At 57.4% G+C, this 25,488-nt stretch carries 24 protein-coding genes; 14 read left to right on the forward strand and 10 right to left on the reverse strand.

Annotated features, from left to right (window positions below):
- Positions 1 to 6: 6 nt before the first annotated feature.
- On the reverse strand, positions 7 to 1,824 hold the full coding sequence (locus tag EL361_RS10705) for a sensor domain-containing protein (RefSeq protein ID WP_172961715.1): 1,818 nt from the start codon (positions 1,822 to 1,824) through the stop codon (positions 7 to 9).
- Positions 1,825 to 1,992: 168 nt separating this feature from the next.
- Here EL361_RS10705 and EL361_RS10710 point away from each other — a divergent pair, with 168 nt between their 5' ends.
- The 3 genes from EL361_RS10710 (at position 1,993) to EL361_RS10720 (ending at position 3,877) form a co-directional block, all read left to right on the forward strand.
- Positions 1,993 to 2,535 carry a DUF6125 family protein gene (locus EL361_RS10710; protein WP_126379344.1) on the forward strand — a complete coding sequence of 181 codons (543 nt, stop codon included), beginning with the start codon at positions 1,993 to 1,995 and terminating at the stop codon, positions 2,533 to 2,535.
- Between the two features lie 5 nt (positions 2,536 to 2,540).
- Positions 2,541 to 2,993 (forward strand): YbhB/YbcL family Raf kinase inhibitor-like protein, encoded by a 453-nt coding sequence (locus tag EL361_RS10715; RefSeq protein ID WP_126379346.1) that lies wholly within the window; start codon positions 2,541 to 2,543, stop codon positions 2,991 to 2,993.
- Positions 2,994 to 3,106: 113 nt separating this feature from the next.
- On the forward strand, positions 3,107 to 3,877 hold the full coding sequence (locus tag EL361_RS10720; protein ID WP_126379349.1) for a hypothetical protein: 771 nt from the start codon (positions 3,107 to 3,109) through the stop codon (positions 3,875 to 3,877).
- Positions 3,878 to 4,122: 245 nt separating this feature from the next.
- Here the strand turns inward: EL361_RS10720 and EL361_RS10725 are convergent, their stop codons facing one another.
- The 4 genes from EL361_RS10725 to EL361_RS10740 all read right to left on the reverse strand — a co-directional run bounded on the left by EL361_RS10725 (position 4,123) and on the right by EL361_RS10740 (position 7,818).
- A complete protein-coding gene (locus EL361_RS10725; RefSeq protein ID WP_126379353.1) occupies positions 4,123 to 4,821 on the reverse strand; it encodes an aspartate/glutamate racemase family protein in 699 nt (232 codons plus the stop codon).
- 290 nt (positions 4,822 to 5,111) lie between these two features.
- Entirely contained in the window at positions 5,112 to 6,071 is a 960-nt protein-coding gene (locus EL361_RS10730) for a hypothetical protein (protein WP_126379356.1), read from the reverse strand.
- Positions 6,072 to 6,082: 11 nt separating this feature from the next.
- A complete protein-coding gene (gene panB / locus EL361_RS10735; protein WP_126379359.1) occupies positions 6,083 to 6,916 on the reverse strand; it encodes a 3-methyl-2-oxobutanoate hydroxymethyltransferase in 834 nt (277 codons plus the stop codon).
- A 179-nt stretch (positions 6,917 to 7,095) separates the two neighbouring features.
- Positions 7,096 to 7,818, reverse strand: coding sequence for a LexA family transcriptional regulator (locus EL361_RS10740; RefSeq protein ID WP_126379361.1), 723 nt, complete (start codon positions 7,816 to 7,818; stop codon positions 7,096 to 7,098).
- Positions 7,819 to 8,000: 182 nt separating this feature from the next.
- Between EL361_RS10740 and EL361_RS17260 the strand changes: the two genes are divergently transcribed.
- A complete protein-coding gene (locus tag EL361_RS17260; protein WP_232034926.1) occupies positions 8,001 to 8,177 on the forward strand; it encodes a helix-turn-helix domain-containing protein in 177 nt (58 codons plus the stop codon).
- 400 nt (positions 8,178 to 8,577) lie between these two features.
- On the opposite strand, the gene hflC is transcribed toward EL361_RS17260, so the two are convergent.
- Both hflC and hflK read right to left on the reverse strand, forming a co-directional pair.
- Positions 8,578 to 9,429, reverse strand: a complete 852-nt coding sequence (hflC, locus tag EL361_RS10750) for a protease modulator HflC (RefSeq protein WP_126379366.1) — start codon at positions 9,427 to 9,429, stop codon at positions 8,578 to 8,580.
- A complete protein-coding gene (gene hflK / locus EL361_RS10755) occupies positions 9,429 to 10,484 on the reverse strand; it encodes an FtsH protease activity modulator HflK (RefSeq protein WP_126379368.1) in 1,056 nt (351 codons plus the stop codon). The genes hflC and hflK overlap by 1 nt, the downstream gene beginning before the upstream one ends.
- Before the next feature lie 208 nt (positions 10,485 to 10,692).
- Between hflK and EL361_RS10760 the strand changes: the two genes are divergently transcribed.
- The 9 genes from EL361_RS10760 (at position 10,693) to EL361_RS10800 (ending at position 20,324) form a co-directional block, all read left to right on the forward strand.
- Positions 10,693 to 12,060 (forward strand): phosphomannomutase/phosphoglucomutase, encoded by a 1,368-nt coding sequence (locus EL361_RS10760; protein ID WP_126379371.1) that lies wholly within the window; start codon positions 10,693 to 10,695, stop codon positions 12,058 to 12,060.
- A 92-nt stretch (positions 12,061 to 12,152) separates the two neighbouring features.
- Positions 12,153 to 12,614 carry a 4Fe-4S binding protein gene (locus EL361_RS10765; RefSeq protein ID WP_232034759.1) on the forward strand — a complete coding sequence of 154 codons (462 nt, stop codon included), beginning with the start codon at positions 12,153 to 12,155 and terminating at the stop codon, positions 12,612 to 12,614.
- Entirely contained in the window at positions 12,607 to 14,352 is a 1,746-nt protein-coding gene (locus EL361_RS10770) for an aldehyde ferredoxin oxidoreductase N-terminal domain-containing protein (protein WP_126379373.1), read from the forward strand. The genes EL361_RS10765 and EL361_RS10770 overlap by 8 nt, the downstream gene beginning before the upstream one ends.
- Positions 14,353 to 14,405: 53 nt before the next feature.
- Entirely contained in the window at positions 14,406 to 15,632 is a 1,227-nt protein-coding gene (locus tag EL361_RS10775; RefSeq protein ID WP_126379377.1) for an efflux RND transporter periplasmic adaptor subunit, read from the forward strand.
- Between the two features lie 3 nt (positions 15,633 to 15,635).
- On the forward strand, positions 15,636 to 16,319 hold the full coding sequence (locus tag EL361_RS10780; RefSeq protein ID WP_126379380.1) for an ABC transporter ATP-binding protein: 684 nt from the start codon (positions 15,636 to 15,638) through the stop codon (positions 16,317 to 16,319).
- Positions 16,303 to 17,550, forward strand: coding sequence for an ABC transporter permease (locus EL361_RS10785; protein WP_232034760.1), 1,248 nt, complete (start codon positions 16,303 to 16,305; stop codon positions 17,548 to 17,550). Before EL361_RS10780 ends, EL361_RS10785 begins: the two co-directional genes overlap by 17 nt.
- A 71-nt stretch (positions 17,551 to 17,621) precedes the next feature.
- Positions 17,622 to 18,131 carry a hypothetical protein gene (locus tag EL361_RS10790; protein ID WP_126379384.1) on the forward strand — a complete coding sequence of 170 codons (510 nt, stop codon included), beginning with the start codon at positions 17,622 to 17,624 and terminating at the stop codon, positions 18,129 to 18,131.
- Positions 18,131 to 18,604, forward strand: a complete 474-nt coding sequence (rnhA, locus tag EL361_RS10795; protein ID WP_126379387.1) for a ribonuclease HI — start codon at positions 18,131 to 18,133, stop codon at positions 18,602 to 18,604. Before EL361_RS10790 ends, rnhA begins: the two co-directional genes overlap by 1 nt.
- A gap of 193 nt (positions 18,605 to 18,797) precedes the next feature.
- Positions 18,798 to 20,324 (forward strand): flagellar hook protein FlgE, encoded by a 1,527-nt coding sequence (locus tag EL361_RS10800; RefSeq protein ID WP_126379389.1) that lies wholly within the window; start codon positions 18,798 to 18,800, stop codon positions 20,322 to 20,324.
- An 83-nt stretch (positions 20,325 to 20,407) separates the two neighbouring features.
- Here EL361_RS10800 and EL361_RS10805 read toward each other — a convergent pair whose 3' ends face one another.
- On the reverse strand, positions 20,408 to 21,469 hold the full coding sequence (locus EL361_RS10805; protein ID WP_126379392.1) for a phosphotransacetylase family protein: 1,062 nt from the start codon (positions 21,467 to 21,469) through the stop codon (positions 20,408 to 20,410).
- A gap of 102 nt (positions 21,470 to 21,571) precedes the next feature.
- Positions 21,572 to 23,680, reverse strand: coding sequence for an acetate--CoA ligase alpha subunit (gene acs, locus EL361_RS10810; RefSeq protein WP_126379395.1), 2,109 nt, complete (start codon positions 23,678 to 23,680; stop codon positions 21,572 to 21,574).
- 26 nt (positions 23,681 to 23,706) lie between these two features.
- Here acs and rnc point away from each other — a divergent pair, with 26 nt between their 5' ends.
- On the forward strand, positions 23,707 to 24,420 hold the full coding sequence (rnc, locus tag EL361_RS10815) for a ribonuclease III (RefSeq protein WP_126379398.1): 714 nt from the start codon (positions 23,707 to 23,709) through the stop codon (positions 24,418 to 24,420).
- Between the two features lie 135 nt (positions 24,421 to 24,555).
- Here the strand turns inward: rnc and EL361_RS10820 are convergent, their stop codons facing one another.
- Positions 24,556 to 25,473 (reverse strand): flagellin N-terminal helical domain-containing protein, encoded by a 918-nt coding sequence (locus tag EL361_RS10820; RefSeq protein ID WP_126379401.1) that lies wholly within the window; start codon positions 25,471 to 25,473, stop codon positions 24,556 to 24,558.
- Positions 25,474 to 25,488: the final 15 nt, after the last annotated feature.

A 25,488-nucleotide genomic window follows, 5' to 3' on the forward strand; every position in this document is an offset into this window, starting at 1 on the left:
TTCACTTCACTCAGCCATTCGGAATCCGTTCCGACCTCCCTGCTTGACGCTGTACATGGCATCGTCAGCGCGCTTGGTCAGGGTTCTGGCATCTTCCCCATGGTCAGGATACTGGCTCCCGCCAATGCTCACCCCCACGGTCACGGTGGCAACGGAGAGCTCCGTGGAACGCCCAATGGATTCCACGATCTCGGCGGCAATGCGAGCCACAACATCGCTGTCCGTCGGGTTCCAGAGCAGGACACCGAACTCGTCACCACCCAGGCGAGCTGCCACGTCGGATTCACGCAGCCGGGCCTGAATCCGACGGGCCACTTCCACAAGAAGCTCATCGCCGACCTGATGCCCGTAGTTGTCGTTAACGGGCTTGAAGTTGTCGAGGTCCATATACAAGAGGGCCAATCGTTCTCCCGAGCGTTTGGCCTGAGCCAGCATCTTTTCAAAGGCTTGCTCAAACAAAAAACGATTAGGAAGCCCGGTCAGGGCATCGGTGGTGGCCCGGCGAGTCAATTCATGCTCTGCTGTTTTGCGCTCGGTGATATCCTCGACCACGCCCTCCAGGCGAACAAGTTCACCGGCAGCATCATTAATCCCCTTGATACTCACAGAAACCCAGACTCGCTTGCCATCGCGCTTCTGCACCTCGAGTTCCTGCCCCTGAATCTCACCATCACGCTGCAATGCTGCCAGCAGCAAATCGCGCTGGTTGGAGTTGGCATAAATCTGCTTGGCGATATCCTTCACTTCGGCCACCATCAATTCCGGGGTTTCATACCCAGAAAGTCTGGCCATGGCGGCGTTAACCTTCAGGAAACGACCATCCGGTGTGGAGGTGAAAATGCCCTGGCCGGAATTCTCGAAGATATTCCGATAGGTTTCCTCGGCTTCACGCAGGTTGTGCTCTATGCGTTTGCGTTCGGTCACGTCGGTCAGCACCCCGACAATACCGATGCGCTTGTCCTTGGAATCGGTGACCAGCCCTTCGTGCACCATCACATCGCGCCGGCCGCTGCCACGGGTTCTGACCCAGGATTCAAAGCGTTGCATGGCCGCCCCGCTGGCCGAAAGCAGTCCCTGGTCAGCCATATCCCATTGCTCGAGGGCCTCATCCGGGATCATTTCAGACACGGGCTTGCCCAGCATTGCCTTGCGCCCCATGCCCATGAATTCCTCAAAGGCCTTGTTCACATGCCGGATTCGCCCGGAACGATCCTTGAAAAACAACGGAGTGGGTAACGTGTCCATTACGGCCTGCAGGAACAAATGCCCATCGCGCAGTTCGCGCTCGGCCAGCCGGGTGGCGGTCACGTCCACAACGGCGCCTTCCATGCTGCCATCCTCGGGATGGATATGAGCCCACAGCGAAACGATCTTGCGCTTGCCATCAGGCCGTTTGATCATGATTTCATAGCCCTCGACCCGGCCTTCCCGGTTCAGGGCATCAACGAGCTCCAGATGCTGGTCCGGATCGGCATAAAAATCCTTGGGCGTGCATGACTCCATGAACTCGGCTTCGGTGTCAAAGCCGAACATCCGGGCAGCGGCGTCATTGCCCATGAGCACTCTGCTGCCATCCACAAGGATACGCAGAATCCCCACCGGAGCGGATTCGTACAGATGTCTGAATTTTTCCTCGCTGCGGCGCAGGTCCTCGTTGCGCTTTTCGCTGTCGTGCAGGCGCCGTTCAAAAGCCGCGCCACTGCTCTTCCCCGAACAGAGTCGACGCAAGACCAGTCCAAGGGCTGTGCACAGCCCCAAGAGAACCAGCCCAAGCAGCAGCAACTGCCACACGGGAACGAGATATGTGCTTGTTAACAAATCCATAATCACTGCCTGTTCGAACATGAGGGGAATTCAAAAAATGTTTCCGACTGCTGCCTCATTTACCCTTGAAACGCAACTTCCGCAAATTCAACGCAATCCTGTTTTTGCCAATCCCCTTGGTTCATTGTACATCAAGACCGCAGCGGAGACCATTTTTCAGGAGACTCCATGGATCTTTCAGTGCTCGACGAACTTGGCCAGCAGGGCAAGGACGACTACATCCGGTTCCTGTTATGGCATTACCGTGTGGTGGATGCGTTCTGGTTCATTCGCGTCGAAGAGAAATTCGGTCGTGAAACCGCCGAAAAGCTCAACGAACAGGTCTGGGGAAAATGCGGGCAACTGGGTGCGCGTGACCTGACCCGACGCTTCGGCATTACCGAGGCCGGATTGACCTCTTTCGTGCGCGCCATGAGGCTTTTCCCCTGGTGCATCCTCGTGGACTACGACATTCGGGAAACCGAGGACGAAGTCACCATCCAGGTCCCTCACTGCCCAGCTCAGGAGGCCCGTCTGGCCAGAGGCCTGGGTGAATACTGCTGCAAGGATATGCACATGGCAGAATTCTCGCAGTTCGCCACCGAGGTTGATCCTCGCATCAAGACCGAATGCCTTTTTGCCCCGCCGGATTCGCACCCCAAGGAAGTCTTTTGCAAGTGGCGGTTCACTCTGGTATCCGAAGCGCAACAACTCGACCATCAAGGAGACTGACCCGCATGAAACTGTTCAGCACATCCTTTGACGAAGGCGCCGCCATTCCCATCCAGTATACCTGCGACGCCAGCGACTTCTCTCCCGCCCTTGAGTGGGAAGATGCGCCCGAAGGCACCAAGACCTATGCCCTGATTTGTGACGACCCCGATGCTCCCGCCGGAACATGGACCCATTGGCTCATCTACGGCATCCCGGGCATCGCCTTCCGCCTTGCGGCCAAGATTCCCGCTCAGGCTGAGCATCCCTCGGGCCTGCGCCAGGGCCTGAACAGCTGGAATCGCATCGGTTACGGCGGCCCCTGTCCTCCCAGTGGAACACACCGCTATTTCTTCACCCTCTATGCTTTGGACTGCGATCTGGACCTGGCTCCCGAGGCCAGACGCGAAGAACTGGAGCAGGCCATGGAAGGACACGTCCTGGCTTCGGCCCAGACCATGGGCACCTACACCAGATAACCCCTTCCCAAACATTTTCAGCCGCCCACGCATCCCTGGTGTGTGGGCGGCTGTTTCTTTACCTTCCTTTCTGATACTCTGGGCAAACGATTCATTCCCTGCCCGGAGGTCCCATGCCCCACCATCGCACCCTGGTTTTGTGCCTGGCACTGGCTGTCCTGCTTGCTGGCTGCACGCGAATACCGACAACCCTAAGCCCCGTGCCCGAAGCGCTGCCCGACGAGGCATCCGCCTATCCACCCGATGCCATTCATGCCATGCGGGGCATCATTGGGCACTTACAGGGTGAGACCTTGCGCGGGACACGGTTCACACCCGAGGCACACCACGCTCTTGCCGCCCACGGCTTCCATTACTCCGGTTTCCGGGTCACACACCACCGGCTATTGCGCTACGCTGCACGAGCAGATGGCCCCACAGGGCGCACCACCAGCGGCGCAGCGACACTCTCCGACAGCAACGGACGCCGGGCAGGAATCGTTTACAGCTCAATATACACGGTGGATGAGAACGGGGTGAATATCGACATGGCCCAGGTCACTCCCATCTATACCAGAACCCCTGTCATCAGAGTCTTCCTGGTGCCCAAGGACGGCTTGCCCGCCCCTGCCGCCACCTGGACCGAAACATACAAGACCATGCGTAGATTGGATTCCATGCCCGAAGGAGGGCTGGAGGATGCCCGTCCGCTGGACACCCACGCCTTGGCCGTCTTCGTACTGGATCGTACAGCCCCTGATGCGGATGTGCAGTTGTCCCTGGATATCCCGGAACTCAAGCGCATCCTGCCCATCGTCAGGCTGAAATCAGATGACTACCGCGACTATGATGGCTGGCGGGTGGCCATTGTTCGGGTCAACCCTGCCATGCAGGCAGGTCTGTAACGCCTTTTCAAAAAGCGGAACAAAAAAACAGCCCTGCATTGCTCTGTAGGACTGATTTGAAATTGCCACGACAGGCGAGGGGGGGGACCAACTTCATGGGTACTCCCCCATCTTCCTCCCTGACACCGGACAGGCGATTCAAAAGCGCATGAATGCCAGGCGCAAAACGAGATCAAAACCGACGCCTATTCCCATATCGACGAGGATTCGTTCTCGCCGACGCAATGAAACAGAAACGCGTTTTTTCAAATGCCTGACAGCGCAAAGTCCACGGCGGCCAGAGCATGCAGGGTGGTGGTGTCGTGCAGGGGCAAGGGAGAATCCTGCGGGCCAACCAACAAGGGGATTTCAGTACATCCAAGCACCACGGATTGCGCCCCCCGGGAGGCAAGATCAGCGATGACCTCCACGTATTTCGTACGCGATTCATCACGAAGCTCACCCTTCACGAGTTCTTCGAAGATAATGCGATCCACTTCGCCTCGCTGGGTCTGGTCCGGCACGAGCACTTCGATGCCGTGGTGCTCCGCCAACCTGCCCGCATAGAAATCAAGCTCCATGGTAAAACGCGTTCCCAACAGTCCCACCCTGGTCTGCCCGGCGGCCTTCACGGCGTGGCCTGCTGCATCGGCAATGTGAATCAAGGGCACGGAGAGTTCCTCCTGCACCTGCGCAGCCACATTGTGCACGGTGTTGGTGCAGATGAGGACACAGTCGGCTCCCTGATCGACCAGCCCGCGGGCTGCTCGCCCCACAACCCCGGCCAGGCCATCCCAGTCACCACCACACATCAGATCGTAAATATTCTGGAAGTCAAAGGACCGCATCAGGATATCGGCGGAGTGCACCCCTCCCAGGCGTGAAGCCACCTCGCGGTTGATAATGCGGTAATATTCCACACTGGATTCCCAGCTCATGCCTGCCAGCAGTCCGATGCGCTTCATGGTCGCCTCCCTAGGTCCGGTCATTAAAATATACCGTCTGTATGCCGAGCTATCTTAGGCATTTCAAGGACTCCACCGCAATGGCCTAAAAGGGAGCAACCACCTACAGCGACTCGCGGGAAGTACGTGATATGGGAACGAAGTTCCGCACTCCCACCTCCCCTAGTCGCTTCAAAAGGGTGTGGAGGGTAGGCACGAGTTCAAAGCAAGCCCGACGCCTACACGGACGTAGGCGAGGGTTTGTTTTGAACGAAGCAACACCGCAGACGCGCCTTTTTCAAGCGACTAAATTAACCAAGAAAGTAGTAGCCGATGCCGACAAGAATCACCGCCGCCACGCGCAGGGTCTGATTCACCGCGATGAGCCGCAGCGCAATACGCGGCTTGAAGATACCCGCATAGTATGGAAACTGGTGCCTGAATGCTCTCATGGGCGAAGACAAAACGTTGCCCAAAAGAAGCGCCAATACAATCTCACGCGTTGTCAGGCTGCCATCGGCCAACAAAGCTCCGGCAGTGGCCAATCCTGCGGTGAATTCGGCAGCGACATGAAACACCACAATGCCCAGAGCCTGTGGTGGCAGCCAGGAGAACACGCTGACGTGCTCGGCCATGAACTGTTCCATGGCTGTGAAACCGCCCAATTTGTTGATAAAGAAAATCAGAATATAGATGGGCACGGTGATCCGCAGAATCTTGTGAATACGCTTCTTGAAGCGTGACCAGGTGCGTTCCAGGGCCTCGCTCCAGCCACGACTTTTCTGCTCGTCCAGACGGCAGACAACACAGCCCTCGGGCAATGGCGGTAACAACAGACGGCCCATAAACACAATGCAGACTGTACGCAGAAATGCGGCAAACAGGGTCAGCCCCACATAGGTCACCGCCGCATCGCCGATAAACGGCACGGTGATGAAAAACATGGTCGGCAGATGCAGAAAATAGGTAGGCAGGCTGTTGAACAGGTTGGAGAGCATCAACTCCCGGTCCGAAAGCTTGCCCTGTTCATGGGCCTCGGCCAACATTGTGTTGGCCGTAATCCCGGAGAAAAAGGCCATGGAAAAGGCCGCGCCAGTAATATCCTTCAGGCGAGCCACCGTGGTCAAAGGCTGAGCCAGTTTGGCCACGGCCCTGGTCCAGTTCAGGGCCTCGATGAGGTTACCCACCAGGACGCCCACGGAGATAAAGAAAATCAAACGAATGAGCGGCCAGCCAAGGCCGGTCCACAGCGTATGCAGATCAAATTCCATAGTTGCGGCGCCTACCCTTTGAGCTTTGCGACTTCTTCGGCCGGCATGTCAAAGGAATGCTCAGGCCCGGGGAAGGCCCCGGCCTCCACATCCTCGCGATAGGCCTGCATGGCGGACACGGCAACCTTGCCGAGTTCGGCATAACGCTTCACAAACTTCGGGGTGAAGCGATCAAACAGACCAAGAACGTCATGGGTCACCAGCACCTGCCCATCGCAGTACGGTCCGGCACCAATACCGATGGTCGGGATGGATACGGCTTCGGTGACCAGCTTTGCAATGGGGGCCGGAACGGCTTCAAGCACCATGCTGAAACAGCCGGCGTCCTCCAGCATGCGAGCCTCTTCCACCAGAGCCCGTCCAGCTTCGGCGGTCTTGCCCTGGACCTTGAATCCACCCAGCTTTGCCACACTCTGAGGGGTCAGCCCGATATGACCCATCACCGGAATATCCGCGGCCACAATGGCTTGAATACGACTCAGCATGCGCGCCCCACCTTCCAGCTTGATGGCGCTGGCGCGCCCTTGAGCCAGAAATCGTCCCGCATTGCGCACAGCTTCCTCATCAGAAGTCTGATAGGACATAAAAGGCATATCGCCCACGACCAGGGCCCGTTCTGTACCCCGGGAGACGGCCCGGGTATGATGGATCATGGCATCCATACCCACCGCCAACGTATCGCGCTGCCCGAGCCCCACCATGGCCAGCGAATCGCCAACCAGAATCATATCCACACCACTGGCATCAGCTAATGCGGCCAGCACCGCATCATAGGCGGTGAGCATGGACAGCTTGCGACCGCCCTTGCAGGCAACGACACCAGGAACCGTTATCTTGTCACTCATTACGATCTCCTTATTTCCCGGCTCGTACAAGCGCGGGCGCATAGACTAACAGTCCGTGCACGCCGCTGACAAGCACCTCAACCCACTGAAAAAGCCCCCCTCAATCGAGGGGGGCTTTTTCAGTCATTATCCCGGCAGGCACAGCCCTTCCCGTTGCTGTGCCAGTAAGAGATCACTCGCTAGACCTCTTGCATCATCCAGACCATGCGGCCCAGAATGCGGTCCTTGTATTCATCAAAGGTGAAATGCTGATCCGCATGACCTTCGTTCTCGGCCCGTAGCACAAAGCGTGTCTTGTCGGCTTCCAGGAACACACGCCGAACGACCAATCCCTCGAAGGGCAGCAGCACGCCGTAAATCTCTCCGGAAAGCACGGTGGTCTGATCACGGTCCAGGCCGACATAAGCACCACGACGAATCATGGGCTCCATACCGCCACCGTCCATCTTGACCACGAGCAGCGACTTGCGATCAAACCCCTTGGGGATGGTCAACTTGCCTGCGGGTACGGGCTTCCACTGTCCGGACTCGGAGGTGCCGCCAGCCATGGCATAATAGGAGACCACCTTGGCAGATGCCATGGGATCACCATACGGAGAGGCTTCTTCACGCACGGTCTCTGACAGGGCAGGCTGATCAAAGGGCTGATAGCCTTCCTTGGTCTTGATGTAGCGGGGACCGCGGCCATAGGCCAACCAATCGGGATTCAAACCGAACTCGCGAAAAAGAGTAAGATACCAATCAGCGGGCACGGAGTCCCTGCGTTTGGCATCAGAAATACTGGACTGGCGAATGCCAAGTACTGCTGCGAGTTCAACCTGAGTCCTGGTTCCCGTTGCTTCCTTGATACGATCCACGACAGGGCCAAATCCTTCCCCGTACTTCTTACCTGACTTTCCCATTCACATTCCTTCCCTATCGTTTCCCGGGTTTCCTTAAATTGGCTATTGACAGCTACTTCGCCTAACTTATATAGACTCTAGCAATGACTACTCAAATAAAAGAAACAAGTAAAGTACTTGAATCAAATGTCCCATCTCGTCAAGCCAAGCTGCGCGCCTGGCTTGTGCTCAACGGGTACACTATGGGTGGCCTTGCCAGATTGCTCGGGGTTCACCCCTCGATGATCACCCGTATTGTAAAGGGAGAAACCGCTCCTGCCAAGCGCATCCAGCAATTAGCGGAAATCGGAGTCCCCGAGGATCTCTTGCCTATCCCATCCCGACCGCCAGGGCGACCACGTGGAACAAAAAACAAATAACGAGCCGGCCCTCCCCACGAGAGAGCGCGCCCAACGATTCATCAAAACAGGTATTGCGTGGAAGTCTAAGGCAAAACGACACGCCCTCAGGAATTGTTGGCAACCCAACGAGAACGCAAGTCGAAAGCCTTCGCCTGCCATTCCCCAACCTATTTCAATTCCCCTCAGTGCGACTTGAGACACCCGCATAATGAATACAAGGTCTACCCTTGTCAACGACATTTCCTAGTAAGATGATCGGTATTGTCGGGATAAATATCCATAACCCCCAGTAGACACCCAACTTTCAATACACAAAAAAAATTCTGCATCATATATTGCATCTTCAATGCAGCATCAAAAAAGCCCGCCCCCGAAAAAGGAGCGGGCTTTGCATTCTACATGCTCAACAACAAACCATCTACCTCAGATACTTAAAGAACTCGCTCTTCGGTGTCAGGATAACACGAGTATTACCCATCAAGCTCTTCTCGTAGGCTTCCATGCTTCGCTTAAAGGCATAGAACTCCGGAGACTGGTTGAGGGCCTTGGCATAGATGGCAGTCGCCTGACCGTCGCCCTGACCCTGCAGCATGGCAGACTCGCGCTCGGCTTCGGCCAGGATGAGCGCCCTGTCCTTGTCGGCATTGGACTTGATCTTGGCCGACTCTTCCCGACCTTCGGAACGATACTGCTTGGCCTGGCGTTCACGCTCGGCACGCATCCGGCCAAAGATGGCCCGTTCGTTCTCCGTGGGCAGATCCGTGCGCTTGATACGCACATCGACAATCTCGATACCGTAGTCCTTGACCAGCTCGGAGGCCCGGGCGGACACTTCATGCATGATCTGACCACGTTTCTCGGCCACAACCTCGATCAGGGTATACCCACCGAGAGCCACACGCAGCTGGGCGTAGACGATATCGTCAAGCCGAGCCAGTGCACCCCGCTCGTTGCGCACGGTACGGTAGTACTGCAGCGGATCAACAATGCGATATTTGGTGAAGTTGTCCACGATCATGTTCTTCTTATCCTTGGTCAGGATCTCCTCGGGGCGGGCGTCATACTCCAGCACCCGGGAATCGAAGAACAGCACATTCTGGACAAACGGTTTCTTGAAATGCAGTCCGGGGAGCATGACGCCGCCCACAGGCTTGCCCAATTGCAGGACAATGGCCTTTTCGGTCTGGTCCACGGTGTAAAGACTCTGAGTCACGAAAACAAAGCCCAACACGAGCACAGCAAGGAGGATTCCAGCCTTCTTTCCTGGCATTACTTCTTTCCTCCTTCAATCTTCTGCCTTCGATCAAGCGGCAGGTAGGGCAGAACCGAGCCCGCAGCATCATCACTAATGATGACCTTCTCCATATCCGGATTGGAGAGAATCTTCTCCATGGTCTCCAGATACAGACGCTTGCGGGTCACGTCCTTGGCCTTGTTGTATTCGCGCAACACGGACAGGAACTTGTCGGCTTCACCCTTGGCGACCCTGATCCGGGTCTCCTTATAGGCAGCGGCCTGATTGATCAGAACAGCCGCCTGACCACGGGCCTTGGGCATCAGATCGTTGCGGTAGGCATCGGCCTCGTTGATGAAGCGGCTCTTGTCCTCACGGGCAGAGGCCACGTCCTTGAAGGCATCGATGACTTCCTTGGGCGGATGGACATCCTGAAGCTGAACAGCCAGCACGTTGATACCGCACTCGTACTTGTCCAAAATGGACTGGAGTTGCAAACGGCATTCGTTCTGAATTTCCAGCTTGCCGGTCGTCAGCACCGCGTCAATCTTGTTGTAGCCCACAACCTCGCGCATGGCCGCCTCGGCCACGGACTTGACCGTGTTTTCCTGGCCCTTCAGATTGAACAGATACTTGGCAGGGTCCTTGATCTTGTACTGCACGATGAACTGCACATCCACGATGTTCTCGTCACCGGTCAGCATCAGGGACTCTTCGGGAGTCAGACGCGAATTCTGAGTGAACTCGCTACGCCCCAGGCTCATGAAACCAACTTCCACGCGATGAACCTTGGTCACCTGCGGCTTGAGTACGGATTCAAAAGGAGCTGGCCAGTGATAATGCGGCCCAGGTTCCGTCTGGCTGCTGTACGCGCCGAAGCGTTTGACCACGCCGACCTCGTCAGGGCCTACGATGTAGATACCCGACGCCAGCCAGAGGAGCACCAGCACCCCAAGCAGTATCTTCCAACCGGGGAATCCGAAATTCTTAAACCTGTCAAAATTAACGTTCAAGTCGCCCAGATTCGGCCCATTGGGGCCTCCTGGGGGTCTCTGCCGACGTTGCTGTAATTTTTCCCAATCCCAATTCATAATAGCATCCATTAAGTTCTCAGGCTTGTGTGGTCAAGGCACAAAGGCCCTTTCCACCCGAAACCTTTCGTCTTTTACCCGATATAAACCTGTGGTACACAGCGTCCACACTGAAAAGCGGCTTGATAAATCCCACGTCGGGGTTTAATCCTTATAAATAGGATAACCTTGCCCGACAATGATAACGTTATATCACACGGGAGGATAGATGAAACCCGTCAATAAAGAGATTTTTCGTGCTTATGACATCCGCGGAATCGTGGACAAGGATTTCGACGCGGATTGGGTCGAAATCCTGGGCAAGGCATGCGGTACCTACTTCCGCCGTCAGGGAATCACAGAAGCCATTGTGGCTCATGACTGCCGCCATTCCTCGCCCGGTTATCAGGAACGCATGATCAATGGGTTGACCTCCACGGGCGTGGACGTGATCTACCTGAACATGGTGGCCACCCCACTGTTCTACTTTGCGGTTAAAAAACTTGGCCGCAAAGCAGGTGTCATGATCACCGCCAGCCACAATCCGCCCGAGTTCAACGGATTCAAGGTCTGGGCTGGTGAGTCCACCATCCATTCCGAGGAAATTCAGGAAGTCTACAAGATCATGGCTTCTGGCGAATTCGAGACCGGAAGTGGCATGGCCTCGTCCCATGACATCGTCCCCAGCTATCTGGATGATCTGTCAGCACAGGTCACTCTCGAGCGACCTGTCAAGATCGTACTGGACGGCGGCAATGGCGCTGGGGGCGAAGTCTGTGCCGAGTTGCTCAGGCGTATCGGAGCCGAGGTCATCGAGCAGTACACCCGGCCTGATGGCGACTTCCCCAATCACCATCCCGACCCCACGGTGCCCAAGTACATGGCTGACCTCATCAAACGGGTCCCGGCCGAAGGCGCAGAGCTGGGCATCGGCCTGGATGGTGATGCGGACCGCATCGGCGTCATCGATGAAAACGGCAAAATGATCTACGGCGACCAGCTGTTGTCCATCTATGCCCGCGACATTCTGACCCGCCACCCGGGAGCCTCCGTCATCGGTGAGGTCAAGTGCACCCACCTGATGTACAAGGATATTACCGAGCACGGAGGCGACGCCATCATGAACGCCACTGGCCACTCGCTGATCAAGGCCAGGATGCAGGAAACAGGTGCGCTGCTGGCAGGTGAGATGAGCGGACACATGTTCTTCGCGGACCGCTACTACGGATTCGACGACGCTCTGTATTCGGCCCTGCGCATCGTGGACATCGTTGCTCGCACTCCGGGCAAACCCATCAGCACCTACCTTGAAGACTGGCCAAAGACGTTCAACACCCCCGAGATTCGTCAGGAGTGCCCGGACGCCATCAAGTTCGACGTGGTCAAACGCGCTCAAGAGTTCTTCAAGGACGACTATGATGTCATCGATGTGGATGGAGTACGCATCGTCTTCCCCGACGGATGGGGACTGCTACGCGCCTCCAACACCCAGCCCGTGCTGGTGCTGCGATTTGAGGCCGAAAGCGCCGAGCGTCTGGAAGAAATCCGCAAGGTCATTGAAGTCCCATTGGCTCAATGGATCAAGGAAATGAGCTAAGAACCCTCTGGCAGACCAGAATAAACATAAATAGTTGGGAAGCAGGGAACCTCCTGTTTCCAACAACTTGTGCAGGGAAAAGGAGAAAGGACATGCCCAAGATACTTGTTGCCAGCGCCATGGAGCGTTGCATTGGCTGCCATTCCTGTTCCCTGGCCTGCGCACGTCTGGTCCACGACAGCCTGTCCTGGACCCGTGCGGGGATTCGCATCGGGTCGGCAGGCGGCCTGTCCACGGGATTCGAGGCCACGGTCTGCGTGGCCTGCGACCCGGCACCCTGCGCCGAAGCCTGCCCCACAGGAGCCTTCACCCAACGCAAAGGCGGAGGCGTCAAGGTCAAGCGCGAACTGTGCATCCGCTGCGGCGAATGCGCCAAGGTCTGTCCGGTGGCCGCCATCAGCATGAGCCCGGAAGACGGCTTCCCCTATGTCTGCATCCACTGTGGACGCTGCGTGTCCTTCTGTCCGCACGAATGCCTGGAACTTGCCGAAGCCCCCAAACGCAGGGGCCGGCCCCTGCCCGTGGAAACCACCGAGGGAGACCATCATGAGTAATCGCCCATTCCACATCATGCATGTCGATATGCAGACCGGACGAGGTGAACGCTCGGATTTCCTGTCGCCTGCAGAATGTCTGGGAGGTTCCGGGCTGGCAGCCAAGCTCTATGAGCATTTCGGTCACCCGGAACTGCCCGCCCTACACCCTGATCAACCACTGATCTTCGCCATCGGCCCCCTGACCGGGCATTTCCCCCTGATGAGCAAAGTGGTCTGCGGCTTCAAGTCTCCCTACAACGAACAATACGCCGAAAGCCACGCCGGTGGACGACTTGCCCTGTCCATGCGTTTTGCCGGCTACGACGCTCTGGTGGTTACCGGACGTTCGGAGCGACTGTCCTCGCTCTTCCTGGCCGGACGTGGCCTGCGCGTGGAAGATGTGGAGTACATGCGCGGACGCGACGTCTTTACCACTGGCAAATACCTGCGCCGTCGGGCCGCAACAGCCGGCCATCGCAGCATCTTCCGCATCGGCCCTGCGGGTGAAAACCTCTGTTCCTACGCCTGCATCAATGTGGATTCCTTCCGCCATTTCGGGCGGCTGGGCTCCGGTGCGGTCATGGGCGCCAAAAACCTGAAGGCCGTGGTAGTGGAAGGTGATCGAGAACTGCCTCTGGCCGGGGGCAAGGATTACAAGAAACTTTTCAAGGCCATCTATTCCGACCTGACCGGCACGGACATGATGAGCAAGTATCACAACCTGGGCACTGCCGAGAACCTGCTGGCCCTGAATGAACTCTCGGCCCTGCCCTGGAACAACCTCCAGAAGACAAAGCGCCCGGAGATAGACGGCATCTCTGGCGAGCGCATTGCCGAGCAATTACTGCTCAGACAGACCGCTTGCGCGGGTTGTCCGGTAGGCTGCATTCATATCGGCCTGCTACGGGAAAAATTTGCCAGCGAGAATGAATACCTCTACCGCCAGGTCTCTTACGACTACGAACCCGTCTTTGCCTGCGGCTCCATGCTGGGACTGACCAACGCCTCGGATGTGCTGGCCGTTCTGGATGCCTGCGAACGCCAGGGCATGGATGTGATGAGTGCCGGCGTGGCCCTGGCCTGGGCCGCCGAAGCCCTGGAAAAGGGCCTTATCAGCGAACAGGAGACCCTGCTCCCGCTGGCCTTCGGTGACTCCAAGGGCTTCATCGCCGCCATGGACTGCTTGGGAGGCCGGACAAACGAATTCTACGAAATCCTGGCACGCGGGGCCATGGTTGCCGCCGAGCACTATGGCGGAGAGGACTTTGCCTGCGTACTGGGCCAGGAGATGGCCGGTTACGCCACAGGAGAAGTCTTCTACGTCTCCCAGGCCATGGGCTTCAGACATTCACATCTGGACAGCGGCGGTTATTCATACGACCAGTCCGCCAAGGACAAGGATGTGGACAAGGCCGTGAAGTTCATGGTCGACGACGAACGTGGCCGGGTGATGCTGACCAGCATGGTTTCCTGCCTGTTTGCGCGCAAAATCTACTCCAATGAACGTGTGGCAGAGGCTCTGAGTTCCGTGGGTCTGCAAGACACCGCCACGAACCTCGAGGCTCTGGCCGGGGAGATGCAACGCCTGCGCTGGCGCCTCAAACTGACCACCGGGTTTGATCCGACGCAGGCCCGTGTGCCCAAACGGTTCATGGAGGTCGTCACCTGGAAAGGCGCGATGGACCCGAAGTATCTGGCGGCGCTTCAGGAGGCCTATTCGCGATCCATACTGGACCTTGGTGCCAACCCGTCGTAACCTCTGCACTTACAAATTCTTAACACTCGTTTTCAACACACGAGAGTGGATACGTGCGCAAAAAAATCATCATTGCCATCCTTGTCTTTGCCATTGCCGCCCTGGGCCTGTTCTGGACCACCCGCAGTGGTGACGGCAAAATCGAAGTCCTGAACACCGCCCGCGTGGCCCGCGGCGAAGTCCGTAACCAGTTGGAGGCCACGGGCATCGTCAAAGCGCAGGTCGGGGCCATCGTCAAGATCGGGGCCCAGGCCACTGGGCGCATCACCACAATGAACGTCCGCGTGGGTGACCCAGTGACTCAGGGCGACCTGATCGCCGTGATCGATGACCGCGAACTCAAGGCCTCCGAAGCCGAAGCCCTGGCTCGCCGCGAACATGCCCGAGCCGAGTTCTCACGGGTCAAAACCACGTCCCCCCTGCGTGTCAACGAGGCCGAAGCCGAGCTGAACGCCGCGGCCGCCGAGCTGGATTACGCGATTCTGTCCTTCGAGCGTCAGCGCCAGTTGGCCGAGGCCGATCTGGTCGCCCAAGATGCCCTGGACGATGCCCGCCAGAATGCAGCGGTCAAGAAAAGCGCTCTGCGCGTCAAGGTCTCGGCCCTGGAACGCATCCGCTTCGAAACCGTCGAGGATCAGCGCAAGGCCCAAAAGACCCTGGCGCAGGAGCAGGCAGCTCTGGATTCCATCCGCACCCGGCTGTCCTACACGCGCATCATCAGCCCATTGACCGGGGTGGTCAGCCAGGTTGCAGCCCAGGAAGGAGAAACCGTGGTCACGGGCCTGGAAGTGGCCAACCTGATCACCGTGCTCGATCCCACACGCCTGGAGATGTGGATTTACGTTGATGAAACAGACATCGGGCGAGTGCGCCCGGGGCTGCCCGTTGAGTTCCAGGTGGACGCCTACCCCGGTGACATCTTCAACGGGACCATCGACCAGATCTATCCCGAACCGGAAATCCGCGACAATATCGTCTACTATCAGGCACTGGTTCGGCTGGACAAGGATCAGGCCCTGCGCCTGCGCCCCGAGATGACCACCCAGAGCCAGATCATTGTGGAAATCAAGAAAGACGTCCTGGCCCTGCCCAATGCCGCTCTGAAATGGGTGGGCGGCGAGCAGGTTGTCTTCGTGTCTGAAGGAAAGGATGTCCGCAAGGCATATCCGGAACTCGGGTTGGCCGGAGTCACACATTCCGAAGTGCTCTCGGGTCTGTCCGAGGGGGACACCGTCGCTACCCAACTGGTGCTGCCCGGCCAGAAGAAGAAAAAGGACTAGCCCATGGGTGACGCCCACCTCATACGCCTGGAAGGCGTGACCAAAGATTACGTGCAGGGCGACTTGACCACCAAAGTCCTCAAAGGTCTTGATCTGACCATCAATCAGGGCGATTTCGTGGCATTGCAGGGCCCTTCGGGCTCGGGAAAATCCACTCTGCTGCACATTCTCGGCTTGCTGGACCGCCCCAGTGCAGGGCGTTATCTGCTATCGGGCAAAGATGTGTCATCCATGGATGACGACGCCCAATCAGAAGTGCGCAACACACAGTTCGGTTTCGTATTCCAAAGCTTTTACCTGATCCCCTACGCCTCTGCCCTGGACAATGTCCTGTTGCCCGGCCTGTATGGGACTGAGTCCCGGCGCACCCTCACGACCCGCGCCCAAGACATTCTGGACCAAGTGGGGCTGGCGGACAGAGCCGCCTATCGGCCTTCGCAATTGTCCGGCGGACAGCAACAGCGGGTGGCACTGGCCCGGGCATTGCTGAACCGACCCGCAGTGATCTTCGCCGACGAACCCACAGGCCAGCTCGACTCCACCACCAGTGGAGAAATCATGTCCCTGCTTGCACAAATCAATGCAGGCGGAACCACTGTCATCATGGTCACCCACGACGAGGAGACCGCCTCCTACGCGACCTCGTCCATACAGATGCTGGACGGGAACATTGCGCCAAGCGATTGAGACCCTTGTCACTCTAGGCCGCGTCTTCGGGTTCGCACTGGAGGCGGTTTGGGCCTACAAACTGCGCAGCATCTTTGTATCAGCGGGTATTGCCATGGGCATCGCCGCACTCACGGTCATTGTCACCAGCGTGGATGGCGCCCAACGCAAGGCGCTGGAAATAGTAGACATGTTCGGACCTGATGCGGTGTTTGTTCTGGGTGGAGACATCAAGAGCCGTGCCGTGGGCAAACGCACCCTGACCTTGTCCTGGGAGGACGCCCGCAGGCTTCGCCAGTCCCTGCCCGGCGCCTATCTCGTAGTACCCATGCGCGCCAAGCGCAGCATCATGGCCCGCTACGGAGGCAAAAGCAAAGAACTGCCCGTGGTGGTAGGGTCCACTGCCGCTTATTCCGAGGTCTGGAACTGGCCTCTGGCCGAAGGCCGGGACTTCAGTGACCGGGATGTGGCCCTGGGCACCAAGGTCGGACTGATTGGCGACCAAGCGGCCGAAGAGCTGTTCGGGGACGAGTCCCCCATCGGCAAGGTCGTCTTCCTGGGAGACCTGCCCATACAGGTCATCGGACGGCTCTCCTACCGGGGGTTCTCAGGCGGTGGATCGAGCATCGACGAACGCATGATCATTCCCCTGACCACCCTCACCCAACGTTTCAACATGGACCGCAAATATTTCCGCGCACTGCGTGTCAAATTCCATGACCCCGAACGCATGAGCGTGCATGTGGAGAACACCCGCTCACTGCTTCGGCACCTGCACGGCCTGAAGGACGGCGAAGACGACGATTTCACCATCCTCACCGCCGATGAAATCCTGAAATTCATTGGCATGCTCAAGGGCGGACTGGTTGTTTTTCTGGGCGTCACGGCCACGGTTGCCATGCTGGTAGGCGGGTTTGTATTGGCCAACCTCTTCTACATCAGCGTCAGCGAACGTACCTCGGAGATCGGCCTGCGCAAGGCCATGGGAGCCAAGGCCTGGACCATCACCGCACAGTTCCTGTTCGAAGCCGCCATCTTGACCATAGCCGGAGCGCTCATCGGCATGGGCCTGGGCCTGGGCCTGGGGCAGGCACTGACCCGACTGGGCATCCTGGAAATCCAATTCTCGGCCAAGGTCTTCGTCCTGGCACTCTCCTCGGCTGTGGCCGTCGGAGTCATCTTCGGCATCCGTCCCGCACGCCAGGCCGCCCGGCTTGATGCAGTTGCGGCATTGCGCGGCGATGGATCCTGACTTGACGCCCTCCCGAACCAACCGCTAGAAAACACTCGGCCCCAAGGCCCTCAACGTACAAGGATCAACCCATGAAGTTCAATCCCATGTCCAACTACCGAGAAGAGTCCGGTGGCGCCCGCTTTCTGCGGACCATGCTGCTGATCTGTGTCTTTATCGGGGTGGGCTGGCTCTATACAAAACATTTCGACAACGCCCTCGAAGACATCAAGACCCGCTCAGCGATTTTGGACAAGTCCGGTGCCCTGTCCTCGGATCAAAAGGCCCAATTCAGAGACTTTGCGAAATTGTTCAGAGAAGAATTGGGCATCGAACTGGTTCTGCGTATTGCCGACGGCACACCTGAACCACCAAAACTCAAGGCAAAAAGCCTGTATATCGGGATCGACAGCACTGGCGGGAAACTCATCGTCGTCTCCCCGCCCTGGATCGAGAAATCCCTTGGTTCAGGATTCAATGACGAACTTCAGGAGCATATGCGACCCTATTTTGAATCCGACAGCTGGCCCACGGGCCTGATGAAGGCCCTGCAACTGATCTGGGAACGCGTGACCGGACTGGACACGGGAGGTCGGAGCTGATGACGGACAACACCACGGAAACGGTCACCATCTATACCGACGGCTCCTGCCTGGGCAATCCTGGCCCCGGCGGATGGGGCGCAGTGCTCAAGTTCGGAGACGAGCGCAAGGAACTGTCCGGCGGTTTCTCCGGCACCACCAACAACCGCATGGAGTTGATGGCCGTGCTTGAGGCACTGTCCACCTTGAAGCGCCCCTGCAAGGTCAACCTGTTCTCCGATTCCAAGTACTTTCTGGATGCCATCCGCCAGGGCTGGCTCAAGAACTGGATAAAAAACGGCTGGAAAACCGCTGCCAAGAAACCAGTGAAGAACCAGGACCTCTGGCTCCGGTTGGACCCGCTACTCGCCGAACACGAGATCAACTACAACTGGGTCAAAGGCCATAGCGGCGACCCGGAAAATGAACGCTGTGATGTCCTGGCACGCACCGAAGCAGGCAAAACCGGCCTCCCCAAAGATCCCAAAGCCTAGCCACACAGAGCTCCTGCTCTTCCCTCTCCATCCTTCCGGCCCCGTGTGCACATCGCTCACGGGGCCGGCTTTCATCCAAAGAGAATGATCTCCTTCTTTCGTTCACCGCTGGCACAGTCCTTGCGAATCATCCATGTGACGGGAATTTTTTTCCGTCGGTTGTGTGTGTTTATATCGGCTGAAGGAGAAGGTTATGAGCTTTCAATCCATGTACGTCGGGACCACTGGAATGGTGTCCCACAGCACGCGGATGCAGAACATTGGCAATAATATCGCCAATGTGAGCACCGTGGGCTACAAGACTACCGACGCGCATTTCCAAACGCTCATCAGTGAATCCATTGCTTCGGGAAGCGCGGGGGCAACCTCGGGCCCGTCCCAGATCGGGCTTGGCGTCGGACTTGGCGCCGTGCTCACGGACTTCCGAACCGGTGCGATGATTGATGGCAGCGACACGACGGACCTCGGTATTTCCGGGAAGGGTTTTTTCCGGGTAACAGGCCCGGACAACAACCTGACCCGCTACACCCGAGCGGGAAACTTCCGTTTCGACAATACGGGCTATCTGGTTGACCCCAATGGGTATCGTCTGCAAGGCCAGACCATCACCGACGGAGTCAATGGCTCCACAGGGGATATCCAGCTGCGCACTGATGCCAACGGGCGTTACAGTATCTCGCCCGACGCCACTACGGAAGTCTCCTTTATTTCCAACATCGGGCTATCGGAGAGCAAATCCAACAGCACCGCCAACCCCATGTTCTCCATGTTCGAGAACTGGAATGGCACGGAAACTCCACCCATCGGTTCCGAGGGGTATGGATTCCAAAGTGCCATCAAAATCTACGACGACACAGGTGCCGAACAGACACTGAATGTCTATTTCGACAAGGCGGATGTCAGCAATGCCGGAGGCATGGACCATTTCGAGTTCATGGTGACCATGGCCCCGTCCAACGATGGGCGTGCCGGTATCACGGGCACATCCGGGGCGGGCATCCTGATGACTGGCGTCATGTCCTTTGATTCCACGGGGCAGATCGTGGATCTGGCGGCGTTCAGTTTTAACGGAACAGGTGACGCAAAGGGACTCTCCAACTGGACACCAACGGCCTTCACAGCCAACGGTTACCCGGAACTTTCCGCCACATTCAGCGACACCGGAGCCACAAGCACCATCGGAGTAAACTTCGGCCTCTCGGCCAGCGCCTATGAAGCTGGGGGAGCCTCTAATGCGGGTGCCGTAGGCACCGTGGTCGGTCGTCTGCCTTCCCTGGACTCTTTCACCAGAGGCGCCCTGGCGACCACTGCCTTTGAAGGCACTTCGGCTATCTCCTTCCAATCCCAGGATGGATACGCCGAGGGCTTCCTGGCCAGCCTCAGTATGGACCGAGACGGCATTTTGGTGGGCAAGTACTCCAATGGCATCCAGCAGGAGCTTGCACAGGTCACGCTCTACACCTTTGCCAGCGAGTTCGGCCTGCGGCGCGAAGGATCCAACCACTTCTCGGAAACCCAGGGTTCCGGGACCGCAGTGGAAGGTTATGCTGGTGAAGACAGCTTCGGAGGCATCAACTCCAACAAGCTGGAACAGTCCAATGTGGACATTGCCGAACAGTTTGCCAAGATGATCCTCACCGAGCGTGGCTTCCAGGCCAACTCCAAGGTCATCACCGCCGCAGATGACATCATCAAAAATGCCATCCAGATGAAGCGATAGCTTTCTCTCAGTCAAACCACACAGCAATAAAGGCGCACCCCGAAGGGTGCGCCTTTTCTCTTGGTCATATCTTCGGCTCCGATCTAGATGCCGATGCTCTTCTTGATGAATTCGTAATCGATATTGGCACTGACCAACTGTGCACCCTGACGGATCTTGATCACGTCGCGCAGTTTATGGCGCGAGAGGATGGTCTCCATCTTCTTGGCCACGGAATACGTGTCGTCACGGACAATAACGATGGGCACTTCAAGGACCTCGGAGCGGGTCAGGATGATGTCGTTGGGATAGAGGTTGCCCGTCAGGACCAGACACGGACAGTTGCCTTCCAAGGCCACCAACTGCACGTCGGAACGGTCACCGCCCACAATAACCGCAGAATTCTTGTTCTTGCGGAAGTGGGTCATGAAGTTTTCCACCTGCATGGTGCCGATGAGGAAATTCTCGACCACCTTGTCCGCCTTGTTATGGGCAGAGATGACCTTGCCACCCAGGCGCTCGGCCAGATCGGAAACCTTGATGGCTCCCATGAGCGGATCCTTGGGAATCACACCCAATACGCGAACGCCCATGCGCTCCAGGCAGGGCCTGAGCATGGTCTCCACTTCATCCATGAAGGAAGGGGGAATGTCGTTCAGGATAACACCGACGAGGTTCTCGCCCAGGGCTTCCTTCATGACCATCAGGTAGTCGTACTTCAGTTCTTCCTGAAAGCGGTCGATGATGATGACCTTCAGTCCCAGCTCCTTGGCCACGGACACTCCGTCCACGTTGCAGTACTTGCCGGAGTACATGCTGCCGGAACCGGCCACCAGGGTCACATCATGCCCGGCACTGACTTTCTCGTAGGCAGCCTTGATATCGCCCATCAGATCGCCGCACTGCCCGGAAAAGGCCTTGACCTTGAAATCCTGGGTCACAAGTACGGGGGTCAATGCCTCGGCATCATTCTTCAGCCCCAGGACATCCTGCACGAAGTAGGCATCTTCGTCCCAGGCTGTTCCCTCGATCTCGGCGGGCATGGCCCCGACGGGCTTCATGTAGCCCACGGACACACTGTCTTTCTGTAGTTTCAGCCCCAGACCCATGACAACCATGTTTTTGCCGGAAAAGCCTGAAGTCGAACCGATGTATATGCCAGCCATTTCGTCCTCCTGAATATCTGCGCTGAAAAGGGTGTACACCTTTTTATTCGTAAAGAAAATGCAGCCCGCACCGTCGAAACCACAATAAACGGATCGTGCCCGCTATGCTCCTGTGCACAAAGTGACGCGCACGTCCGCCACAACGGCCCCCTCGTGGTTGACCAGCACAGGGTTGAATTCCGCTTCATAGATGTCCGGGAAATCCTGAGCCAATTGCGACATGGTCAACAGGATATCCTCAATGGTCTTGAAATCCACAGGCGGCTCACCACGCACCCCTCGGAGCAGCGGGTAGGACTTGATTTCGCGTATCATTTCCGCCGCGTCGTCCATGGACAATGGAGCGAGCCTGAAAGCGATATCCTTCAGGACCTCAACATAGATCCCACCCAGGCCAAACATGATGAGCGCCCCGAATTGCGGATCGCGTTTGAAGCCGATGATGACTTCCTTGGATCCCTTGGGAGCCATGGACTGCACCAGACAGCCGGTAATCGAGGCGTCCTTGCGCAACCGTGCCGCGCGGGAGGTGACATCCAGGAAGGCACTGCGCACAGCAGCTTCATCCTCGAGCCCCACACGTACGCCACCCACATCAGACTTGTGCGAGATGTGCGGCGAGGCAATTTTCAGGACCACCGGATAGCCGATGCGTTTTGCGGCCTTGACCGCAGCATCGGAAGTACGCGCCAATTCGGTCTGCGGCACGGGGAGTTCATAGGCTTTGAGTAGATCCTGAGCCTGAAATTCCACAATCTCCACACAGCCGTTGCCTCGAGCTGTCTCCAGAACCTTGGAGGCTCGGTTTTTGTCGCGACGATAGCAAACTTCAACCGGAGCGGGTCGGGTCCGCCAAAGCTGATACTTGTACATGGCCTCGATGCTACGAATGGCGGGCTCGGGGAAGGCGTAACACGGAATCCCTGCCTCCTGGAGGATTCGACGTCCCGGCGCCACGCGCTGTTGACCCATGAAACAGGCAAACACCGGCTTACCACAGCCCTTGGTCACATCAATAATGGCCTGAGCCGTCTTCTCGATCTCGGCCGAGGCCGTTGGCGTCAGCATCACCAGAATGGAACTCACCAGCTCGTCCTTGACCACGGCCTCCAGAGTCACCCGATAGCGCTCGGCGTCTGCGTCTCCGATGATATCAATAGGATTGTAGAGCGAGGCAAAGGGAGGTAAAGCCTGCATCAAGGTGTCCACGGTCTTGGCCGAAATGGATGCCATGAGCAGAGCCGATTGCTCGGTCACGTCTGCAGCCATGATGCCCGGGCCACCGGAGTTGGTGACAATGGCCAGATTCGGCCCCGCAGGCAGCGGCTGAGTGGAAAAGGCCTGCGCCAGATTGAACAGCATGGCCACGTCCCGAACGCGAATGATACCGGCCTGGTTGAAGGCTGCTCCATAGGCCTGTTCCGATCCGGCCATGGCTCCGGTATGGCTGGAGGCCGCCTTGGCCCCTGCCGAGGTGGTACCGGACTTGATCATGATCACGGGCTTATGGGGCGTGACGTCACGGGCCACACGGGCGAAGCGTTGACCGTCCTCAACGCTTTCCACATACCCGAGAATGACCTGAGTCTCAGGATCATCACGCAGGTAATCCAGCATATCCGATTCATCGAGTACGGCCTTGTTGCCCAGACTCACGAACTTGGAGAATCCGATATTCTCACCCAAAGCCCAATCCAGAATGGCCGTACACAGCGCTCCGGACTGAGAGAAAAATGCAATATTCCCCTTGGGGGGAGTGCCGGCGGCAAAGGTGGCGTTAAGACCCGGGCCCGTGTTATTAAGCCCGAGGCAGTTGGGGCCAAGCACAGCCATACCATACCGTGAGGATATTTCCTTGAGTTGTTCCTCAAGCTTGTATCCCTCGTGACCAACTTCCTTGAAACCCGCAGTAATAACGATAACCGCGCGGGTCGAGAGCTTGCCCAATGCCTCCAAGGCATCAATCACGTATTTGGGAGGGATGCAGATGACTGCCAGATCAAGCGACGGGGGTAACTCGGCAATGGACGCCACGACAGGAAGTCCGAGGATTTCACCACCTTTGGGGTTGACTGGTAAAATCCGCCCCTGATAACCGGCGTCCAACAGATTGGACACAACGCTGTACCCGACCTTACCGGGAATGCCAGAGGCACCGATAATGGCAACTGCCTTCGGGTCAAACAATGAATTCAAATTGGCTTCCGACATACCCTATAGTCTCCAGGAGGAACAGGATGAAGCAGAATTTCGAGGCCTTGCAACAAGTTATTTCGCATCGGTTTTCTCAAGTCAAGCTCCTTCACACAGCCTTGACCCACAGTTCGTTCGCCAATGAGAACCCCGATCAGGGCGGAGACAACGAACGGCTGGAGTATCTCGGAGATGCGGTGCTGGAGCTCTGCATGTCCGAGATACTCTACCGCAAATTCCCCGAAGCCCCCGAGGGCTCACTCACGCGCATGCGCGCTCGGCTTGTCAGTGAGCCCGCATTGGCTGATGTCGCCCGGGAATTGGGATTGAGTGAATTGCTACTTTTGGGAAAGGGGGAAGACAGCCAAGGAGGACGGGAAAGAAATTCCCTGCTGTCCGATGCGCTGGAGGCAATCTTCGGTGCGGTATTTCTGGACGGAGGATATGCTGCAGCCAAGCTCGTGGTGAGCACCGTCTTCGCATCCCGATTGCCCGAGATGTGCGACATCCGCCGCTCCAAGGACTGCAAAAGCAGCCTGCAGGAACTGACTCAGGAACGCTTCAAGGAACGCCCCGTATACTCGCTGAAGGACAGCAGTGGCCCGGAGCACGCCAAGGTATTCAAGGTGGAAGTGGCGCTGCCTGAAGGCACCCGGATCAGCGCCCAAGGACAAAGCATGAAGCAGGCCGAGCAGAACGCTGCAGCCAAGGCTCTGAACTTTTTCACTAAAAACGACGATCAAGCCCCTCAGACTTAGCTGAATTTCTCAATCTCGCTTCTTTGGCGGGGGTGGCCTGGAGCGTATTCAACCGGGGGAGCCCCTAAGGACTCCCCCGGGATACGTCTTTGGCCGCGTCTTCAGCGCGTTAAGCGGCCCTAGGCCGCGCGGTTATTAACCACCACCGATGAGCTGCATTGCCAGTCTGGGCAGGGAGTTGGCCTGAGCCAACATCGCTGTAGCCGACTGCGTCAGAATCTGGTTGCGGACGAACTCGGTCATTTCCAAGGCCACGTCCACATCGGAGATGCGTGATTCGGCAGCCTGCAGGTTTTCGGACTGAATCTGCAGGTTGGTGATGGTGTTTTCCAGACGGTTCTGAAGTGCACCAAGGTTCGCACGAATCTTGTCCTTGGAGATGATGGCCTGGTCCAGAGCAGCCAGGGCTGCCTGCGCCAGGGACTGGGTGGAGATGGTCTGACCGCCAACAAAGTTGGAAGCTGCACCATCCGAGCCGAGCCCGAGCCCGAAGTGGGACGCCGTGGCGCCACCAATGGAGATGAAATAGTAGTCTTCGGAAGAGTCATTACCTGTTCCGAAGTGGATCTTCATCGGTCCGGTCGGCTGCATGCCGCTACCGTCATGGTCTGTGGGAACGACACCAGAAAGGGTACCATCCAACAGGTGGACCTGGTTGAAGTCCGTTGCCAGCGCGATACGGGTAATTTCCGAGGCCATAGCCTGGTATTCCGAATCGATGATCAGGCGCTGATCCGAGTTGTACGTACCCGTGGCCGCCTGTTCCGCAAGCTCCTTCATGCGAATGAGCTTTTCGTCGATGACCTGCAACGCGCCATCAGCCGTCTGCACCATGGAAATGGCATCGTTGGCGTTACGTACGCCCTGGTGAAGGGTCTTGATATCGGAGCGCATCAGCTCGCGAATCGCCAATCCGGCGGCGTCATCGGCGGCAGTGCCGACTCGCAGACCGGAAGACAGACGCCTGGTTGACGTCGAAAGCCTTCCATAGCTCTCGGTCAGGTTCCGGGCGGCATTCATTGCCATCAAGTTGTGGTTAATGACCAAAGACATATTTCAAAACCTCCT

Origin of the sequence: Desulfovibrio ferrophilus (assembly GCF_003966735.1) — a bacterium.
GTDB classification, from domain to species: domain Bacteria; phylum Desulfobacterota; class Desulfovibrionia; order Desulfovibrionales; family Desulfovibrionaceae; genus Desulfovibrio_Q; species Desulfovibrio_Q ferrophilus.

What these genes read in the sequence shown, in the direction of transcription:
- EL361_RS10705 (WP_172961715.1), bottom strand. Translation starts at nt 1,824, where the DNA reads ATGGATTTGTTAACAAGCACATATCTCGTTCCCGTGTGGCAGTTGCTG.
- EL361_RS10710 (WP_126379344.1), top strand. Translation starts at nt 1,993, where the DNA reads ATGGATCTTTCAGTGCTCGACGAACTTGGCCAGCAGGGCAAGGACGAC.
- EL361_RS10715 (WP_126379346.1), top strand. Translation starts at nt 2,541, where the DNA reads ATGAAACTGTTCAGCACATCCTTTGACGAAGGCGCCGCCATTCCCATC.
- EL361_RS10720 (WP_126379349.1), top strand. Translation starts at nt 3,107, where the DNA reads ATGCCCCACCATCGCACCCTGGTTTTGTGCCTGGCACTGGCTGTCCTG.
- EL361_RS10725 (WP_126379353.1), bottom strand. Translation starts at nt 4,821, where the DNA reads ATGAAGCGCATCGGACTGCTGGCAGGCATGAGCTGGGAATCCAGTGTG.
- EL361_RS10730 (WP_126379356.1), bottom strand. Translation starts at nt 6,071, where the DNA reads ATGGAATTTGATCTGCATACGCTGTGGACCGGCCTTGGCTGGCCGCTC.
- panB (WP_126379359.1), bottom strand. Translation starts at nt 6,916, where the DNA reads ATGAGTGACAAGATAACGGTTCCTGGTGTCGTTGCCTGCAAGGGCGGT.
- EL361_RS10740 (WP_126379361.1), bottom strand. Translation starts at nt 7,818, where the DNA reads ATGGGAAAGTCAGGTAAGAAGTACGGGGAAGGATTTGGCCCTGTCGTG.
- EL361_RS17260 (WP_232034926.1), top strand. Translation starts at nt 8,001, where the DNA reads ATGGGTGGCCTTGCCAGATTGCTCGGGGTTCACCCCTCGATGATCACC.
- hflC (WP_126379366.1), bottom strand. Translation starts at nt 9,429, where the DNA reads ATGCCAGGAAAGAAGGCTGGAATCCTCCTTGCTGTGCTCGTGTTGGGC.
- hflK (WP_126379368.1), bottom strand. Translation starts at nt 10,484, where the DNA reads ATGAATTGGGATTGGGAAAAATTACAGCAACGTCGGCAGAGACCCCCA.
- EL361_RS10760 (WP_126379371.1), top strand. Translation starts at nt 10,693, where the DNA reads ATGAAACCCGTCAATAAAGAGATTTTTCGTGCTTATGACATCCGCGGA.
- EL361_RS10765 (WP_232034759.1), top strand. Translation starts at nt 12,153, where the DNA reads ATGCCCAAGATACTTGTTGCCAGCGCCATGGAGCGTTGCATTGGCTGC.
- EL361_RS10770 (WP_126379373.1), top strand. Translation starts at nt 12,607, where the DNA reads ATGAGTAATCGCCCATTCCACATCATGCATGTCGATATGCAGACCGGA.
- EL361_RS10780 (WP_126379380.1), top strand. Translation starts at nt 15,636, where the DNA reads ATGGGTGACGCCCACCTCATACGCCTGGAAGGCGTGACCAAAGATTAC.
- EL361_RS10790 (WP_126379384.1), top strand. Translation starts at nt 17,622, where the DNA reads ATGAAGTTCAATCCCATGTCCAACTACCGAGAAGAGTCCGGTGGCGCC.
- rnhA (WP_126379387.1), top strand. Translation starts at nt 18,131, where the DNA reads ATGACGGACAACACCACGGAAACGGTCACCATCTATACCGACGGCTCC.
- EL361_RS10800 (WP_126379389.1), top strand. Translation starts at nt 18,798, where the DNA reads ATGAGCTTTCAATCCATGTACGTCGGGACCACTGGAATGGTGTCCCAC.
- EL361_RS10805 (WP_126379392.1), bottom strand. Translation starts at nt 21,469, where the DNA reads ATGGCTGGCATATACATCGGTTCGACTTCAGGCTTTTCCGGCAAAAAC.
- acs (WP_126379395.1), bottom strand. Translation starts at nt 23,680, where the DNA reads ATGTCGGAAGCCAATTTGAATTCATTGTTTGACCCGAAGGCAGTTGCC.
- rnc (WP_126379398.1), top strand. Translation starts at nt 23,707, where the DNA reads ATGAAGCAGAATTTCGAGGCCTTGCAACAAGTTATTTCGCATCGGTTT.
- EL361_RS10820 (WP_126379401.1), bottom strand. Translation starts at nt 25,473, where the DNA reads ATGTCTTTGGTCATTAACCACAACTTGATGGCAATGAATGCCGCCCGG.